This window comes from Nonomuraea sp. NPDC049129, from assembly GCF_040648495.1.
In the GTDB taxonomy this organism is placed as follows: Bacteria; Actinomycetota; Actinomycetes; order Streptosporangiales; family Streptosporangiaceae; genus Nonomuraea.
Window position 1 is genome coordinate 286611 of sequence record NZ_JBEZDU010000007.1, and the last position, 16355, is coordinate 302965.

Consider the following 16355-nt stretch of genomic DNA (forward strand, 5'->3'; position numbering starts at 1 on the left):
CGCGTGAGCGGGGGCGGCGTTCCGTCGGGGGTTGGGGAGCGGCGGCGCCGGAGAGGATCAGCTTCGGCGGCGATGCGGGCGGTGGGCTCCTGGTCGTTTGTGGAGGCGGTGCCCTGCCGGATCGCCGAGGTCCGGTCCGCCTGGCTCTACGGCAGGTCGAGGTCCGGTTCGTTTGGTTCTATGGCGGGTCGAGGTCCGGTTTGTTTGGTTCTATGGCGGGTCGAGGTCCGGTCCGCCTGGCTCTACGGCAGGTCGAGGTCCAATCCGCCTGGCTCTACGGCGGGCCGGTGTCCGAGATGGCCGCTTGGATGGGGGTCGTGTTGCCCATGGTGATCAGCAGGCCGCGTCCCGGTGGGCCTCCGACGGCACCGCGCGGCAGGCGGACCGTGAACAGGTCGCCGTCGGCCGGGCTCTGCACCGAAAGGAGTACGCCGGTGCGCGACTTGCGGGTTTCGGCGACGAAGCCCCGGTAGGCCGTCGCCAGGTCGCCTGTCGCGCCCGCGATGATGAGGCCGTGGTCTCCGTCTCGGCCTGATCGGAGGACCTCTTCCAGGACCGTCCCGAGAGGGGAGTCCGGGTTGATCAGCTCGGCGTCGTCCACGATCACCACGTAGCGTTCGCGGTCGGCGAGCAACTCCTGTAGGCCCGCTCCGTCGCCGCCGAGGATGGCGAGGGCGCCCTCCAGCGTACGTAGGGGGCTACGCCGGGGAGCGATGGCGATGACCGGCGTGCCGTACGAGATGAGCGACCTGGCGGCCGTGACCAGCACCGAGGAGCGACCGGAGCGGGCCGGTCCGGCGACGACGGCGCCGGGGCCGTGGGCGAGGAGGTCCAGGCCCATCGGAGCCAGGGCGTCGCCGCCTGCGCCGATCAGGGCCCACAGCGGCGAGGGATGGGTGAAGTTCGGCTCCAGGTCCATGGCCTGGCCGGCGGTGATGCGCATGGGAAGCGCGTCGACCCGAAGCGGGGGCTCGCCCTCCCAGAGCCACGCGCCGCGTCCCAGCCGAGTCGACCGACCTCTTCCGGCCGAACCCTCTGGCAGGTCGCCCCGGAAGCCGCCACCCGACGTGCCGCCTGAGGTGCCGTTTGCCATGCCGCCAGGGATGCTGTCGCCCGAGGTGCCACCTGACGTGCCACCCGAGGTGCCACCCGATGTGCCGCTTGATGCGCCGTCTGGCGCGCCCATCAGGGCTCTGCGGTGGTTTGTCGCAGATGTCGCAGAGGAGGTCGCAGTGGGCTGGGGGGTGGCTCTCCCGGGTGCCGACGTGGACGCGTACGTCGGGACGCTGCGGAGCGGGGCCGCGGCCCGGGCGAGGGACTGGAGGGCGGCTACCTGGGCTGGGCCCGACGGGTCGTGGGTCAGGAGGGCGATCTGGCTCTCGATGATGCCGTGTTCGCCGATCGAGAGGGCGCGGCCGGCGGGCATCGAGGCGGGCAGGCCCTTCATCGGCAGGCCGGCCAGCCCGTAGTCGGCCGGGTCCGCCAGGCGGAGAAGGAGGCGGTCATCGAAGACCGTGGAGACCTGGCCGAGCAGGCACGAACGGTCACCCGTCACCACCGCCCGCAGCCCCACCGCCGGACCCTCTCTGAGGAGCTGCAGGAGCGACTCCGTGAGGCGGCCGTAGTCGTAGCCCTCGAAGGCCGCCACGTAGCCCTCCCAGCGGTCGACCATGAGCACCAGCCAGGGGAGGCGGTGGCCCGCCTGGCGGTATTCGGCCAGTGAGGCGTGTCCGGCCTCGGCGAGCAGTTGCTGGCGGCGGCCCACCTCGGCGCGGAGGCGGGACAGCAGACGTTCGACGCGGTCGAGCTGGTCGCGGGTGACGACCGCGCCACAGTGCGGCATGGCCATCAGCGGGAGCAGCGCGCCCGATCCGCAGTCGATGGCGTGCAGGTGGACGTCGGCAGGGGAGGCTTGTGCGGCGATGGCGCCCGCGATCGTCCGTAGCGCGGTGGATCTGCCGCTGCGGGCCGCTCCCGCGATGAGCAGATGGCCGCCTTGGGCCAGGTCCAGCGCGAGCGGACGCCGATCCTGCGCCCAGGGCCGATCGATCATCCCGAAGGCCAGCGGACCGACTTCGGCGAATGTCCCCGATCCAGTGTTCGTCGCCGATCCGGAGAAGGTCGGCGACCCGGCAAGTGGCCCAGTCATCAAGGCAGTGGTGACCTCGTCGAGGGTCACGGCCGAGGGCAGCGGCTCCAGCCAAGGGCTTGGTTGCTCTGGTACGCCGGTCAGGCGCGCGGCCTCGATGAGCGCGTCGGCGAGGACGGTGAGGTCGGTGATCGTCGACCCCTCCGGAGGCTCCGGGAGTGGCGGCAGCGCCCTGCCCAAGGACCGCCAGTCCACGTCGACCACCCGCAGTTGGCCGCCCGCACCCGCCAAGCCGCCTGGGCCGAGCATCGCACTCGGACCGAGTGTCGCCCCCGCGCCCGTCGGGTCGGCTCTGAGCGAGGTGCTTGCCACCGGGCTCCTGCCTCCCACCCTGGCCGTCTGTACGGCCGCCGCCGCCCCCACCCCTGACTTCACGTAGCACCGGCCAGGCGTCGACTTGGAGATGTGCGCCGCGTCCGGCAGGTCGATGACGTCGGAGGACTCGGCGGGCTCGGTGACCCGCAGCGCGATCCGCAGCGAGGTGTTGGCCTGGATGTCGGCCGTGACCACGCCCGCCGGCCGCTGGGTGGCCAGGATCAGGTGGATGCCCAGCGAACGGCCCCTGCGGGCGATGTCGACCAGACCGTTGACGAAGTCGGGCAGCTCGGCCACCAAGGCGGCGAACTCGTCGATGATCAGCACCAGCCGGGGCAGCGGCTCGCCGGTGTAGTCGTCGATGTCCTTGGCGCCCGCGGCCAGCAGCAGGCGTTCGCGGCGCCGGATCTCGGCGGCCAGGGAGTCGAGGGCCCGCTGTGTCAGGTGGCCGTCCAGGTCGCTGACCATGCCGACCGTGTGCGGCAGCCGTACACACTCCTTGAACGCGGCCCCGCCCTTGTAGTCGACCAGCACGAACGTCAGCTGGTCCGGCCGGTTGGCCACCGCCAGCGAGCAGATGAGCGTCTGCAGCAGCTCCGACTTGCCCGCGCCCGTGGTGCCGGCGATCAGGCCGTGCGGACCGTCCACCCGCAGGTCGACGGAGAACGGGCCGTCGGGGCCGATGCCGATGACCGCCTTCGTGGAGCCGTGGCCGTGCCAGCGGGTGGCGAGGTCGTGGCCGGAGGGGGCGGGCAGGCGCAGGAGGTCGAGGAGGCGGACCGCCTCGGGGAGGTGGCCGGCCGGGTCGTCCCTGCTCACGTCGCGGATCGGGCCGAGCGCCCTGGCCACGCGGTCGCACCACGACGGTGAGACCAGGTCGGCCAGAACCGGGCCGATGACCTCCAGACCGCCGCCGAGTAGGCGCACCTGACCGTCGGCGGCGCACGCGGCGACGGTGGCGCACTCCTCGGGGAGCAGGCGCTGGTCGTCGTCGATGGCGAGGGTGAAGACGCCCGACCGGGGGCCCTGGCGCAGGATCTGCGGCATGCCGGGCAGGCCGCGCAGGACCTGGGCACCGTCGAGCACGACCAGGACGTCGTAGGGGCGTACGTCATAGGAGGTCAGAGCCGGTGTCTCCGGGCCGCCCAGGTCGTCCCAGCCGGTGGGGATCTTGCCGAGTTCGGGGATGGCGGTGTTCTGGCGTTCGTCGATGAGGGCGGCCAGCTCGGCGACGCGGTGGGCGGCGGACTCCGGGTCGGTGCCGACCAGGGCCACGCAGTCCTCGCCGCCGCGCGGGGCACAGTGCGGCAGCCAGCGGACCCAGCCCCAGCGGTGCTCGCCGTCGGCGTGCGCGGACAGGACCACGATGGCCAGGTCACGGGGGCTGTGCAGGGTCGCCGCCTGGCCGATCAGCCAGCCGGCCAGGCCGGTCGCGGTGTCGCGCGGACCGGTGACGCCGGCCACGCCGAGCCTGCGCATGGCCAGGGCCACCGGCACGGACCGGCAGATCGGCGGGGAGATCGCGCCGCCCTTCTCCTCGGACAGCTCCAGGTTGGCCGGCAGGTCGGCCAGCCCGACCCTGAGCCGCAGCGCGTCGGGATCGTGGATGCGGCGCTCCCACAGCCGTCGGCGCGGGCCGGTGGCGGTGAGCAGCACCTGCGCCGGGTCGGGCGCGTCGGATCGGCGGATCAGCTCGTCCTCCGCCCTGGCCTGCTCGACCGCCAGTTCGTACGCCTCCAGCCGCTCCTTGTATTTCTTGGCGGCCTTCCTGTGCTGCTTCTTGCCGTGGCGGCGGTCGCTCCACCACTGCCCGATCATGATGAGGGGGGTCATCAGGGCGATGAGCAGGTAGTACGGCTGGCGCATGACGTAGGCCAGCGTGACGCCCATCACCGCGGGCAGGAGCGCGGCCAGCAACTGCAGGCGCATCCCCTCGGCGCGGGTGGGCTCCAGGGGGCGTTCGAAGGTGCGCTCGGGCTCCGGCCTGCGCAGCCGCGGCGGCCGGTTGTAGGCGACGCCGCCCTCCGGGAGGGGCGCCAGGTGCGCGTCCTGCGGCTCGATCGCGGTCAGTGTGAACACCGAGGAGCCGCAGGTCAGAAGCGTGTGCTCGGCCCAGTCGGTAGCTTCGGTGAGTGGCTGGGCAGCCAGCTCGGGCGGCTCGTAGTGGACGGGCTCCGCCTCCGCCGCCTCGCGTTCGGCGACCCGGGCGGTGAGCTCGGCGACCTCGTCGGCCCACCGGCCCTTGAGCTTGAGTCGCTGCGCCTGCTGGGGCGCGCGGTGCCGGGCCGGCTCGACCGTGATCGCGTCGGGGGTCACGCGCAGGATGGCGGCCTCGGGGGCGAGGGACGGGTCGGCGACGGTCATCGCGCACATCGGGTCGGATCCGATGACGTGCACACCGAGGCCCAGGCGGTGTACGGCGCCCGCGGCCGGACCGCCCACCACCCGCACCTCGGCCACACCGCCGGGCTCCTGGATGATCGTGGCGCGGGCGAGATGGGCGTCGAGGGTGACCTTGTCGCCGTCGCGCAGCACCGCCCCGGCCAGGGAGCGCGGGTCGAGCGGCCGCCCGTTGCGCCAGAGCACGGCACCCGCCCGGCCGAACCCATCGCCCGACCTGCCAAGCCCATCGCCCGACCTGCCAAGCCCGTCACCCGACCTGCCAAGCCCGTCGCCCCGATCCCGGATGGACGCGCCGCCGATGTCACGCCGAGCGCCCGGGACGTCAAATGGGTGGGGGGCGTCGAACCGGCTGGACTCGGACGAGCCGCCGGACTGGGTGTGCCGCGCCGAGGGGCGGGCGCCGGGCTCGGTTGCCGACATGCCGTAGGGGGCTCGCGCCCTGGGCAGACGGACGACCTCGGCCAGCGGCGCCTGACCGCTGAGGGCTTCACTCACCCTCGCCACCGTGGCGCCGTTGTCACCCTCGATCACAACGTCACGATCGCCTTGCTCGCCGAGCACGGTGAGCATGATCCGCATGTGCCGTCTCCTCGATCGGGCCTGGGCGCAAAGGTAACGCCAGAACAAAGGGTAGGTCCCGCGGTTGTCGGCAATGGCATGGATGGGCTGACCTGTGGATAACCGCGGACGGTAATTACGGCCTGTGGAAAGTGACTGATTTGGATGCCCATTTATGGCATGGTCGCCCATCGCGTGTTAAGGGAGGGAATGCTGTGAGAAAAGGGACGCAAGGGATCGCCCCACGTCAGCAACCTTCAGCTGCGAAAAAACCCCGCTCTGTCCCGCCATCGCCGCGCTTATCCCGAAAAACCACCCAGGTCAACTAACTGTAAACAATAGGCATTGATTATTTCTTGTTGACACCACGCCACCTGCGAAACGAGCATGGTTCCTCGCATTCCAGCCCCGCCCCCACCGGCGGGTGCACATAATGGCGTGAATTCGACAATTCACAATGGGAGCCCCCCACCCATGAGGACCAGTGAAAAGCCTGCCGTCAACACGGCGGGGTTGTCCGGCCCTGCCTCGCGCAAGCTCCCCGTGCCACCCCGCGAACGCAAACCCGCCCTGGCCGCTCTCGCCGTGCTCCTGATCCTCGGCGGCGCGCTCGCCACGACGCTGCTCGTGCTGCGCAGCGGCGACCGCGTCTCGGCGATCAGGGTCACCCAGCAGATCGGCGCCGGCCAGCAGTTCACCGCGGCCGCACTCGAAGAGGTGCAGATCGCCAACACCGGTCTCGACTACGTCTCCTGGTCACAGCGGTTCGAGGTGGTGAAGAGCTTCGCGGCCGTCACGATCGTGCCCGGCACCCTGCTGACCCACAACATGGGCGTCAGGGCCAGCAGCGAGCTGGTGCCCGGCAAGGCCAAGGTGGGCCTCTCCCTGAAACCGGGGCAGTTCCCGGCGGGCCTGGAAAGAAGCCATCGGGTCCAGGTCGTGTACGTCCCCGGCCGCACCGACCAGGCGGAAAGCCGCGTACTCGCACAGAGCGCCCTCGTTGAGAGCGTCAGCGACGGAGGCAGAGCCGGTGGATCCATCCTGATCACCGTGATCGTCGACGCCCCGGCGGCGAAGACCATCGTCCAATACGCCTCCAGCGGTGAGATCGCCGTGGCCGACCTGCCCGGAGTAAGTTGACGTGGCGCTGATCGTACTGGCCGCCGACAAGGGCGCGCCTGGTGTGACCACTGCCGCGACGGCCCTCGCGGCGGTGTGGCCGCGTCCCGTACTCCTCGCCGAATGCGACCCCGCGGGCGGCGATCTCGCCTACCGGCTGCCCGCGGCCGAGGGCGGCGTGCTCAACCCCGGCAAGGGCCTGCTCACGCTGGCCGCGACCGCCCGGCGCGGCCTGGAACCCGCGCAGATCCATCAGCACACCCAGAAGATCGTCGGCGGCCTCGACGTGCTGGCCGGGCTCACCCACGGCGAGCAGGCGGCCGGGCTCACCTGGCTGTGGGGTCCGCTGGGCAGGGCGCTGGCCGCCATCCCCAACGCCGACGTGATCGCCGACTGCGGCCGGCTCGGCGGCCATCCGCAGCTCGGCGACCTGATGGCGCAGGCCGAGCAGGTCGTGCTGCTCACCCGGGCGACTCTCGACCACGTCGCCCACCTGCGCGAACGCCTGTCCATCACCAAGGCCCACGGCGTCGCCGTGATCGCCGACCCGCGCAACTACCGTTCCTCGATCGACGACGTACGCAGGATCGTCGGTCCGAGCGTCAAGTTCGTCCACGGCCTCGCGCACGACCCCAAGGGCGCTGAGCTGCTGCGCGGCCAGTGGGGCGGGCGCCTCGACCGCTGTCTGCTCATCCGTACGGCGCGCGATCTCGCGGGACGGCTGGTGAGCAACCTATGAATTTCGGCATGGCATTCAACCTCGCGAGAGGTCCGCTACGTACAACCGGGAGTACGACACGCGTCCTCGCGAAAGTGAGCAGCCCGTGATCGATCACTCCCTGGTCAAGCGCTTCCGCCAAGAAGTCGGCGACCGCCTTGCCCACCAGCGCCGCCTCGACCAGGTCAACGGCCTGGTCTCGATGACCGGCGAAGACGAGCGCCAGTTCGCCAGGGCGCTGATCTCCCAGGTCCTGGAGGAGCACGCGCGCAGCGAGATCGGCCTGGGCCGCACTCCTCCCACGGTCGAGGAAGAGGAGGCGCTGGCGGCCGGGATCCACGCCGCGCTGTTCGGGGTGGGCCGCCTCCAGCCGCTGCTCGACGACACCGAGGTCGAGAACATCGACATCAACGGCTGCGACCGCGTCTTCGTCAGCTACGCCGACGGCCAGGAGCTCATGCAGGAGCCGGTCGCCGAGTCCGATGACGAGCTCATCGAGCTGATCCAGATCCTGGCGGCCTACTCGGGGCTGTCGAGCAGGCCGTTCGACACCGCCAACCCGCAGCTCGACCTGCGCCTGCCCGACGGATCGCGGCTGAGTGCCGTCATGGACGTCACGCTCAGGCCGGCCGTCTCGATCCGCCGCGCCCGTCTGGGCAAGGTGTTCATGTCGGATCTGGTGGGCAACGGCACGTTGAGCCCGGAGGTGGGCAGGTTCCTCAGCGCGGTGGTCGGCGCCCGCAAGAACATCATGATCGCCGGTTCCACGAACGCCGGTAAGACGACCCTGCTCAGGGCCCTGGCCAACGAGATCCAGCCGCACGAGCGCCTGATCACCGTCGAACGCGCCCTGGAGCTCGGCCTCGACCAGTTCCCCGAGCTCCACCCCAACGTCGTCGCCTTCGAGCAGCGCCTGCCCAACTCCGAGGGCCAAGGCGAGATCACCATGGCCGAGCTGGTCAGGAGGTCGCTCCGGATGAACCCCAGCCGGGTGATCGTCGGCGAGGTGCTCGGCGACGAGATCGTCACGATGCTCAACGCGATGACCCAGGGCAACGACGGCTCCCTGTCCACCATCCACGCCAACTCCAGCATGGAGGTGTTCAACCGCATCTCCACCTACGCCCTGCAGGCCCGCGAGCGGCTGCCGATCGACGCCACCCACATGCTCATCGCGGGCGCGATCGACTTCGTGGTCTTCGTCGAGAAGCGCAACGACTACAGCCGCGGCGGCACGTTGCGGCGCTACGTCTCCAGCATCCGCGAGGTCAACGGCTGCGACGGCCGCGTCCTGTCGAGCGAGGTGTTCATCCCGGGCCCCGACGGCACCGCCCTGCCCCACGCCCCCGTCTCCTGCCTGGAGGAGCTCGCCGCCCACGGATACAACCCCGGAGGCTGGCTGTGATCGACCTCGATCCCCTCGCCCTGCTCGCCGGCGCGCTCGTCGGCGGCGGACTGTTCCTGTTCTTCCTCTCCCTGTACGGCATGCGCGTCCGGCCCGCCCGCCCCAAGCGCGAGCTGCTCAAGACGCTCACCACCCGCACCGCGATCGCCGCGGTGGCCGCCACCCTGGTGCTGGTCGTGACCGGCTGGGCGGTCGCGGCGGTGGGCACGGTGCTGCTGGTGTTCGCCTGGCGCGGCCTGTCGGGCGGCGCCGCCGAGGAGCGAGCCGCCATGCGCCGCCTCGAAGGGCTGGCCGCCTGGACGGAGTCGCTGCGTGACACGATCGCCGGCGCGGCCGGGCTCGAACAGGCCATCCCGTCGTCGATCAGGGCCGCCGCGCCCACGCTCAAACCGCACCTGCGCGCCCTGGTCGACCGCCTCCACACCCGCATGGCGCTGCCGGAGGCGCTCGCGCTCTTCGCCGACGAGCTCGACGACCCCTCGGCCGACCTGGTGGTGGCCGCGCTGATACTCAACTCCAAGCTGCGCGGCCCCGGCCTGCGCGACGTGCTCGGGGCGCTGGCGGTGTCCGCCCGCGAGGAGCTCGACATGCGGCGCCGCGTCGAGGCCGAACGCCGGGCCACCAGGCGCAGCGTCCAGATCGTGGTGATCACCGCGCTGGTCTTCGCCGGGCTGCTCGTCGTCTTCAACCCCTCCTACGTCAGCGAATACCGCGGCCTCCTCGGCCAGGCCGTGCTGGCGGTCGTGGCGGGGCTGTTCGGCGCCGGATTCGCCTGGATGCGGCGCCTCGCCCGGTTCGACAAGCCCACCCGCCTGCTCGTAGGAGGCGGTCATGGATAGCAAGCCCACCCGCCTGCTCGTCGGAGACGGTCATGGATAGGGCGGCAACGGAGAGAGGGGGCGGTCATGGTTGAGGGTGTGCTGGCCGGCTGCGTGCTGGGCCTCGGCCTGTTCCTGCTGCTCCGGGCGCTGTTCCCGGCCCGCCCCGGCCTCGTGTCGCGGCTGCTGGCGATCGAGGCCGTTCGCGAGGACGCCGACGCGCCGCGCATCCAGCTCGCCCTGCCCGATGAGGAGGTCTCCGCCTTCCGCCGCGGCCTGGGCGTCCGGCTGGCCCGCCTCTACCAGGCGCGAGGGTGGGAGGTCCGGTCGGTCAAGGCCGACCTGGCGCTGGTCGGGCGGTCGTTCGAGGGCTACCTGGCCACGAAGGCGCTGCTCGCGTCGGCCGGGCTGCTGGCGTTCCCGGTGCTGCTCGGCTGGCTGGTGCTGATGGAGTGGGGTACGTCCCTGACCATCCCGTTCTGGTCGGCCGTACTCGTGTCGCTGGTCTTCTTCTTCCTGCCCGACGTTCAGGTACGGCGTGACGCGGCGGCGAAGCGGCGCGACTTCCGGCACGTCGTCGGCGCCTTCCTCGACCTGGTCTCGATGAACCTCGCGGGCGGCCGCGGCGTGCCCGAGGCGCTGATGATGGCGGTCTCGGTCAGCGGTGACCAGCCCAACTGGGCGATGTCGCGCATCCGCGAGGCGCTGGCCGGCGCCAGGATCGTCGGCATCACCCCCTGGCAGGCGCTCGGCCAGCTCGGCGAGGAGATCAACGTCGACGAGTTGCGCGACCTGTCCGCCGCGCTCGGCCTGGTCGCCGACGACGGCGCCAAGGTACGTGCCTCCCTGACCGCGAGGGCCGCCACGCTGCGCCGCCGCGAGCTGGCCGAGATCGAGGGCCGCGCCGGTGAGCGCTCCCAGTCGATGCTCGTCGCCCAGCTGCTGCTCTGCGCGGGCTTCGTGATCTTTCTCAGTTATCCCGCCGCTATGAAGATGTTGGGGTCCTAATGAATCATCCCTGGGTCATCTACCTGCAGGCATGCCTCAGCGTGCGTATCCAGCGCGCCCGCACCGCCCCCAGCCGGGGCGCCTCGGCGGTCGAGTGGGTGATCATCTCCGCGATCATCGCCGGCGTCGCCCTCGGCCTGGCCACGCTGATCAAGCAGCTGGTCGAGGGGAAGCAGAGCGAGCTCCAAACCAGCTTCGGCCAGACCGGCGGGCGCACGTGACAGGTGCCCGGCGCCCGCGCGGGCAACCTCGGCGACCAAGCCGACCTCCGGGGCGGCGCCGCCGGGCACGACGCGACCGCGGCGCCTCCGTGATCGAGCTCGCCCTGCTGATGCCGGTCATCCTGGCGGCCGTGCTGCTCATCGTGCAGGTGGCGCTCTGGTTTCACGGCCGTCAGGTGGCCGAGGCGGCCGCCAAGGAAGGCGCCAGGGTGGCCAGGTCGGCCCCCTTCGACTCGGGCGACTGGGAGGGTGCGGCCTCGACCAAGGCCACCGACATCGTCCGGGCCATCGGACCCCGCCTGCTCTCGAACGCCGCGGTCACGACCGCGGAGAAGGAGCCCGACGAGCGCTTCGTCACCGTGACCGGCAGCGCCGTACAGGTCATCCCGCTCCTGCCGGAGCTCACGTTCACGATCACGGCCACCTCGGGCGGTCCCGTCGAGTGCTTCCGCCCGGACGACGGGGGTGACGACTGCGGATGAACCAGAACCGGCTGCGGACGAGCCAGAACCGGTGGCGTGAGCGCGGCTCGATGGCCGTGGAGACGGTCATGCTGGCGCCCATCTTCCTGCTGTTCCTGATGTTCCTGGCGGGGGCGGGCCGGCTGGTCGAGGCGCAGGGCGAGGTCAACGGCGCGGCACGGGACGCGGCGCGGGCCGCCTCGGTGCGGCGGTCCTTCGGCGACGCGGGCGACGCCGCCGACAGGAGCGTCAAGGCCGCGCTCGACGGGCGATGCCAGAGCCCGGCGGTGTCCCTCGCCGGCTCCAAGTGGGAGGAGGGCGGCCAGGTGCAGGCCGAGGTCACCTGCGAGCTGGACCTGAGCTTCCTGGGGTTCTCCGGCACCAAGCGGATGACCGGCACCTCGGTGGTGCCCCTGGAACAGTTCAGGAGGACCGAATGAGCCGCGGTGTTTCTGGAGCGATGCAAGAGGGCCGAACGAGCCGCCGCGACCGCGGGACGATGTCGGTCTTCACCGTGCTGTTCTCCGTGGCGGTGTTCCTGCTGGCGGGGCTGCTCGTCGACGGCGGCGGGGCGATCAACGCGCGGCTGCGGGCCGCCGACGTAGCCGAGCAGGCCGCGCGGGCGGGCGCCGACCAGATCGACGCCGACCACCTCCACGAGACGGGCGAGATCCGGCTGCTCGGCGACGGCCAGGTGTGCGACCGGGCCGACGAGGTGATCGCGGCGGCGGGCAGCGCCGACGTGACCAGGGGAACGTGCACCGTCGCGCAGGGACAGGACGGCGTGACCGTCTCCGTGAAGGTGCGGTGGACGGCCTTCTTCCTGCAGGCCATCGGCTTCCCCGGCACCGAGATGGAGGGCGAGGCCACGGCCGGGCCACAGGCCAGGTGAGCCAGACCGATTCCGCTCACTCGATGGATCAGAACACCACCACGCAGGACCCTGAACACGGAGAAGGGAGAGGCGATGCCGACGCGAGACCCAGCGCGTCCAGCGGGCCGGCCGCACGGGCCCGGGCAGGCGCCCGTGCGCATCCCGGCCAGGCGGAGCGTGGGCGACGTGCTGGCCGGCCTCGGCGCGCTCGCGGTGCTCGTGGCGATCGTCGGCGGTGTGCCGTACGCGCTGCTCACGTTCGTCGGGCCGCCGATCTCTCCCGAACTGCTCGATCTCGACGTGCTCAGCAGCCGCGTGGGGCCGAGCACGATCATGGCCGTCCTGGTGCTGTTCGTGTGGCTGGCCTGGCTGCAGTTCTTCTCGTGCGTGATCGTCGAGGTCTACGCGGGCGTACGCAGGGTGGGCATGCCCGCCAGGGTGCCGCTTTCGGGCGGGTCCCAGGCGCTGGCCAACAAGCTCGTCTCGGCCGTACTGGTGCTGTTCACCGCCGGGGCCATGGTCGTGCCCATCATCAAGCTGGCGGCGCCGCCGCCCACCGCGCCGCCCATGACGACGGTCGCCTACTCCGCGCCGATCGTGGAGCAGCCGGTGCAGGCGCAGGCCACCAAGAAGGTGTACGTGGTCCAGCCGCCCCACGGCCGGCACCACGAGAGCCTGTGGGAGATCGCCGAGAAGTGCCTGGGCGACGGGCGCCGATATCCGGAGATCTACCGGCTCAACCAGCACAAGGAGCAGCCCGACGGCTCCCGCCTGCGGATGGCCGACCTGATCAGGCCGGGCTGGGTGCTCGACATGCCCGACGACGCGCGCCACGCGCACGTCGTACCCGTGAACCAGGCGCGGGCCCAGACGCTGAAGCAGCACCCGGCGGGGTCGCACGGCGAACACCGGCGAGTCGCCGACGAGGCGCGCCAGACCTCCAGCGTCAAGCAGGGCCCGGCGCACGCGCGACACGAGACCGGAGCCGAGCAGCCCGTGGTGCAGAGCCCAGGAGTCGACCTGACCGACTACCTGGCCGCCGCGTCGCTGGCCGCGGCCGGTCTGCTGGTCGTGCTGGCCAGGCGGCGGCGTGAGCAGCTGTGGCGGCGCGCGTTCGGCCGCCGCATCGTCCGGCCGCGCGACGACGCGGCCAAGGCCGAGGTCGCGCTGAGGCTGGGCGCCGACGCGCCGGGCACGCGCATCCTCGACATCGGGCTCAGGCTGCTCGGCGCGGAGCTGGCCACGCAGGGCCGCACGCCGCCGACCGTCTACGCAGCTCACCTGTCGCCACGCAACCTCGACCTGTGGATCCACCCGCCTGACGGCGACGCGCCCGCGCCGTGGATCGCCCAGGACGGCGGCCAGGTGTGGCGGCTGGCCGCGCACGAGGGCCGCCTGCTGGAGGAGCAGCCCGGCGGCGCTCCGTACCCCGGGCTGGTCTCGCTCGGCGCCGACGAGAGCGGCCGGGTGCTGATCGACCTGGAGGCGGCGCAGGGCCTGATCAACATCCGCGGCCCGCAGACCACCGCGGCGCTCGCGGCGCTGGCCGTGGAACTGGCGACCAACCGCTGGTCCGACCGGATGCGCATCACGCTCGTCGGCTTCGGCGACGAGCTGACGGCGATCGCGCCCGACCGGATCAGGGCCGTGGGCAGCCTGGCCGAGGTGCTGCCCGAGCTGGAGGCCACCGCCGCCCCGCGCCAGGAGGTGCTCACCGGGCGCGTTACCGGCAGCCCGCGCGACGCCCACTACCTGCTGTCCGCCGTGGCCCCCACCCATGAGGAGGCGCGCCGCCTGGCGCTGCTCGCCCGCAAGGACACCGCCGGATACGTGGTGACGGGCGACGTGCCGCACGCCACCTGGACCCTGGAGATCACCGAGGACGGCAAGGCGAAGATCGCAGAGCTGGGCTTCGAGGTGACCGCGCAACTGCTGCCGCGCCGCCACTACCAGGCGCTGATCGATCTCTTCCGTACGGCGGAGCAGCTCGACGGCGAGGCGGTGCCAGAGGCGGAGCCGCTGGAGGAGCTGGCGCCACCCGCGGTGGAGATCAGGATGCTCGGCCCCATCGAGATCGTCGGCCGCGACCCGCTCGAAGAGGGGCGGATGGCGCTGGCCACCGAGCTGCTGGTCTACCTGGCCACGCATCCCGGTGGCGTGCACCCCGTCGTGCTGGGCGGCGTCCTGTGGCCGCGTGGCGTACAGCCCATGGTCAGGGACGCCACGATCGCCAGGGTCGTCGACTGGCTGGGCCGCGAGCACCTGCACGTCGACGAGGCGGGCAGGCTGCGACTGGGACCCGCGGTACGCACCGACTGGGCGCTCTTCCGCGAGCTGGTCCGCCGCTCGCACGGCGATCCCACGGCGCGGACCGTACTCCTGGAGAAGGCGCTCGCCCTGGTCAGAGGCCCGCTGCTGAGCGGGCGGCCGCCCGGGAGATACGCGTGGCTGGCGGGTGACGACCTTGAGTACGACGTCGCCGCCGGGGTCGCCGACGCCGCCCACCGGCTGTGCGAGCTGCGGCTGGCGCACGGCGAGCCGGACGCCGCGGTCGCGGCCGTACGCGCGGCCCTGCTGCTGGCCACCGACGACGAGGGGCTCTGGCGCGACCTGCTGCGGGCCACGCACGCCACCGGGGACGTGCTGCGGCTCCGGACGGTCGTCGAGGGGCTGACCAGGCGCTCGTCCTCCCACCCCTATGGCGGCGGGATGGCGCCCGAGACCGAGGCGCTGATCGACGAGCTGCTGCCGTCGTGGCGCATCCACATCGTGAGGGAGTCGACGGCATGAGGCGGATGGCGGTAATGCTGGCGCTCCTGCTCGCGGCGGGCTGCGGCCCGCCCGAGCGGCCGTACACCCCCGGCGGCGTGGCGGCCCCCGTCACCGGCGAGACCACCGCGGCGCCCGCTCCCACGTCCACCCAGGGCAAGACGGTCGACGTCGGCGACGAGCTGAAGGTCAAGGTGGAGAAGGGGCCGTCGGCCAGTGCGCTGCAACGGCTCTTCGCCGACTACTACGTGGAGCGGTGGAAGGCGGTCGTCACCGGCGACACCGGCTACCTGCGTCATGTCGAGCCGTCTGTGATTCCGCAGGCCGGCGAATGGGTACGCGGGTTCGCCGACCGGCAGGAGTCGGCGCGCGGCGTCGCGCGTCTCTCCAGACTGCGGATCACGTCGGTCATGGGCAAGGGCGCCCAGGTCGACACCTGCGTGGACGAGCGGGGCGTACGCCTCGTCTCCACGCCCACCGGCAAGGCGGTCGCGCCCCAGCCCGACTGGGTGCGCGCTCCTTACCTCCAAACCGTGCTCGCGCATCGCGGCGACGACGGTGTGTGGCGGATCAGGGAATTCCGCCAGGACAAAGAAGGGTGCAGCTGATGAATCCCCTGATCCCGGTGCTCATGGCAGGGTCGCTCCTGCTGGCCACGCCCACGCCCGGCCCCCAATCCACCACGGACGTCAGGACCGGCCAGCAGGGCAGAACCGCGTCCGTCAAGCTCACGCACTCCGGCATCGTGGTCAGCGGCGACGTGGGCAAGGGTGGCAAGAGCGACGGCTATCGGATCAAACGGCCCTGCTGGTATGAGCCGGGGCTCAGCGCCGACGAGATGCTCAAGTTCCAGACGGACTCGAAGACCCAGTTCGCCAGGGTGAAGGCCGACGAGGACAGTTTCAATAAGTTCGTCCAGCAGTTCAAGGACAAGAAGGGGCAACCGGGGAACTGGTGGACGCCCGCCTACGACGCGTCCGACCCCAACGGCGCCACCTGCTGGGCCGGGCTGGAACTGTTCGTCTTCGTACCGCCGAACCAGACGCCGCCCTCCGGCATCACCATCGCGCAGCTGGCCGAGATCGCGCGGGCGGCGATCACCGTGCCCCAGCCGACGGTCAAGCTGAGCCCGGATGCCAAGAGCTTCGTCAACCTGCCGACGTTCGTGTGGCTCGAAGGCATCGGTCAGCCTCGGCGTACGGCGACCGCGACGCTGCCCGGCGTCATGAGCGCGACCGTGGTCGCCACGCTCCAGGACATCAAGATCGACGCGGGCACCGGCAAGGACCGGGCCGAGGTGCGTGAGCAGTGCGGGGCCACCGGCAAGCCGTACGCCAAGGGCGCCCCGTTCACCTGCGGCGTGCAGTATCTGCGCTCGTCGATCGACCAGCCGCGCCAGGTCTACCAGCTGACCGTGACGACCGTGTGGCCGGTGACGGTGGCGGGCCAGGCGGTGCCGGTCCAGTTCGCGCCGGTCGAGGTGGGAGTGACCCGCGACGTGCCGGTGGGTGAGGTGCAGAGCAACGTCAAACCGTAG

General features: G+C 71.7%; 13 protein-coding genes. 12 read left to right on the forward strand and 1 reads right to left on the reverse strand.

The window, feature by feature from the left end; translation table 11 throughout:
- Positions 1-274: 274 nt before the first annotated feature.
- Entirely contained in the window at positions 275-5446 is a 5172-nt protein-coding gene (locus tag AB0B64_RS24045) for an FtsK/SpoIIIE domain-containing protein (RefSeq protein ID WP_358179695.1), read from the reverse strand.
- A 453-nt stretch (positions 5447-5899) separates the two neighbouring features.
- Between AB0B64_RS24045 and AB0B64_RS24050 the strand changes: the two genes are divergently transcribed.
- The 12 genes from AB0B64_RS24050 (at position 5900) to AB0B64_RS24105 (ending at position 16355) form a co-directional block, all read left to right on the forward strand.
- Positions 5900-6565: a hypothetical protein gene (locus AB0B64_RS24050; RefSeq protein ID WP_357948774.1), complete on the forward strand. Its 666-nt coding sequence runs from the start codon at positions 5900-5902 to the stop codon at positions 6563-6565.
- A gap of 1 nt (position 6566) precedes the next feature.
- Entirely contained in the window at positions 6567-7283 is a 717-nt protein-coding gene (locus AB0B64_RS24055; RefSeq protein WP_358179698.1) for a hypothetical protein, read from the forward strand.
- Positions 7284-7368: 85 nt separating this feature from the next.
- A complete protein-coding gene (locus AB0B64_RS24060) occupies positions 7369-8667 on the forward strand; it encodes an ATPase, T2SS/T4P/T4SS family (RefSeq protein ID WP_358179701.1) in 1299 nt (432 codons plus the stop codon).
- Complete coding sequence (locus AB0B64_RS24065; protein WP_357948783.1) at positions 8664-9506, forward strand: type II secretion system F family protein; 843 nt, start codon at positions 8664-8666, stop codon at positions 9504-9506. The genes AB0B64_RS24060 and AB0B64_RS24065 overlap by 4 nt, the downstream gene beginning before the upstream one ends.
- A gap of 66 nt (positions 9507-9572) precedes the next feature.
- The gene (locus AB0B64_RS24070) at positions 9573-10493 is read left to right on the forward strand and encodes a type II secretion system F family protein (protein ID WP_357948785.1); all 921 of its coding nucleotides are present in this window, start codon (positions 9573-9575) and stop codon (positions 10491-10493) included.
- Entirely contained in the window at positions 10493-10714 is a 222-nt protein-coding gene (locus AB0B64_RS24075) for a hypothetical protein (RefSeq protein ID WP_357948787.1), read from the forward strand. The genes AB0B64_RS24070 and AB0B64_RS24075 overlap by 1 nt, the downstream gene beginning before the upstream one ends.
- 89 nt (positions 10715-10803) lie before the next feature.
- Complete coding sequence (locus AB0B64_RS24080) at positions 10804-11196, forward strand: TadE/TadG family type IV pilus assembly protein (protein ID WP_357948790.1); 393 nt, start codon at positions 10804-10806, stop codon at positions 11194-11196.
- Positions 11193-11615 (forward strand): TadE family protein, encoded by a 423-nt coding sequence (locus AB0B64_RS24085; protein WP_358179704.1) that lies wholly within the window; start codon positions 11193-11195, stop codon positions 11613-11615. Before AB0B64_RS24080 ends, AB0B64_RS24085 begins: the two co-directional genes overlap by 4 nt.
- Positions 11616-11635: 20 nt before the next feature.
- Positions 11636-12067: a flp pilus-assembly TadE/G-like family protein gene (locus AB0B64_RS24090; RefSeq protein ID WP_357948794.1), complete on the forward strand. Its 432-nt coding sequence runs from the start codon at positions 11636-11638 to the stop codon at positions 12065-12067.
- Positions 12068-12142: 75 nt separating this feature from the next.
- On the forward strand, positions 12143-14839 hold the full coding sequence (locus AB0B64_RS24095) for a BTAD domain-containing putative transcriptional regulator (protein ID WP_358179707.1): 2697 nt from the start codon (positions 12143-12145) through the stop codon (positions 14837-14839).
- Positions 14836-15426 carry a hypothetical protein gene (locus AB0B64_RS24100; protein ID WP_358179710.1) on the forward strand — a complete coding sequence of 197 codons (591 nt, stop codon included), beginning with the start codon at positions 14836-14838 and terminating at the stop codon, positions 15424-15426. Before AB0B64_RS24095 ends, AB0B64_RS24100 begins: the two co-directional genes overlap by 4 nt.
- Positions 15426-16355 (forward strand): hypothetical protein, encoded by a 930-nt coding sequence (locus AB0B64_RS24105; RefSeq protein ID WP_357948801.1) that lies wholly within the window; start codon positions 15426-15428, stop codon positions 16353-16355. The genes AB0B64_RS24100 and AB0B64_RS24105 overlap by 1 nt, the downstream gene beginning before the upstream one ends.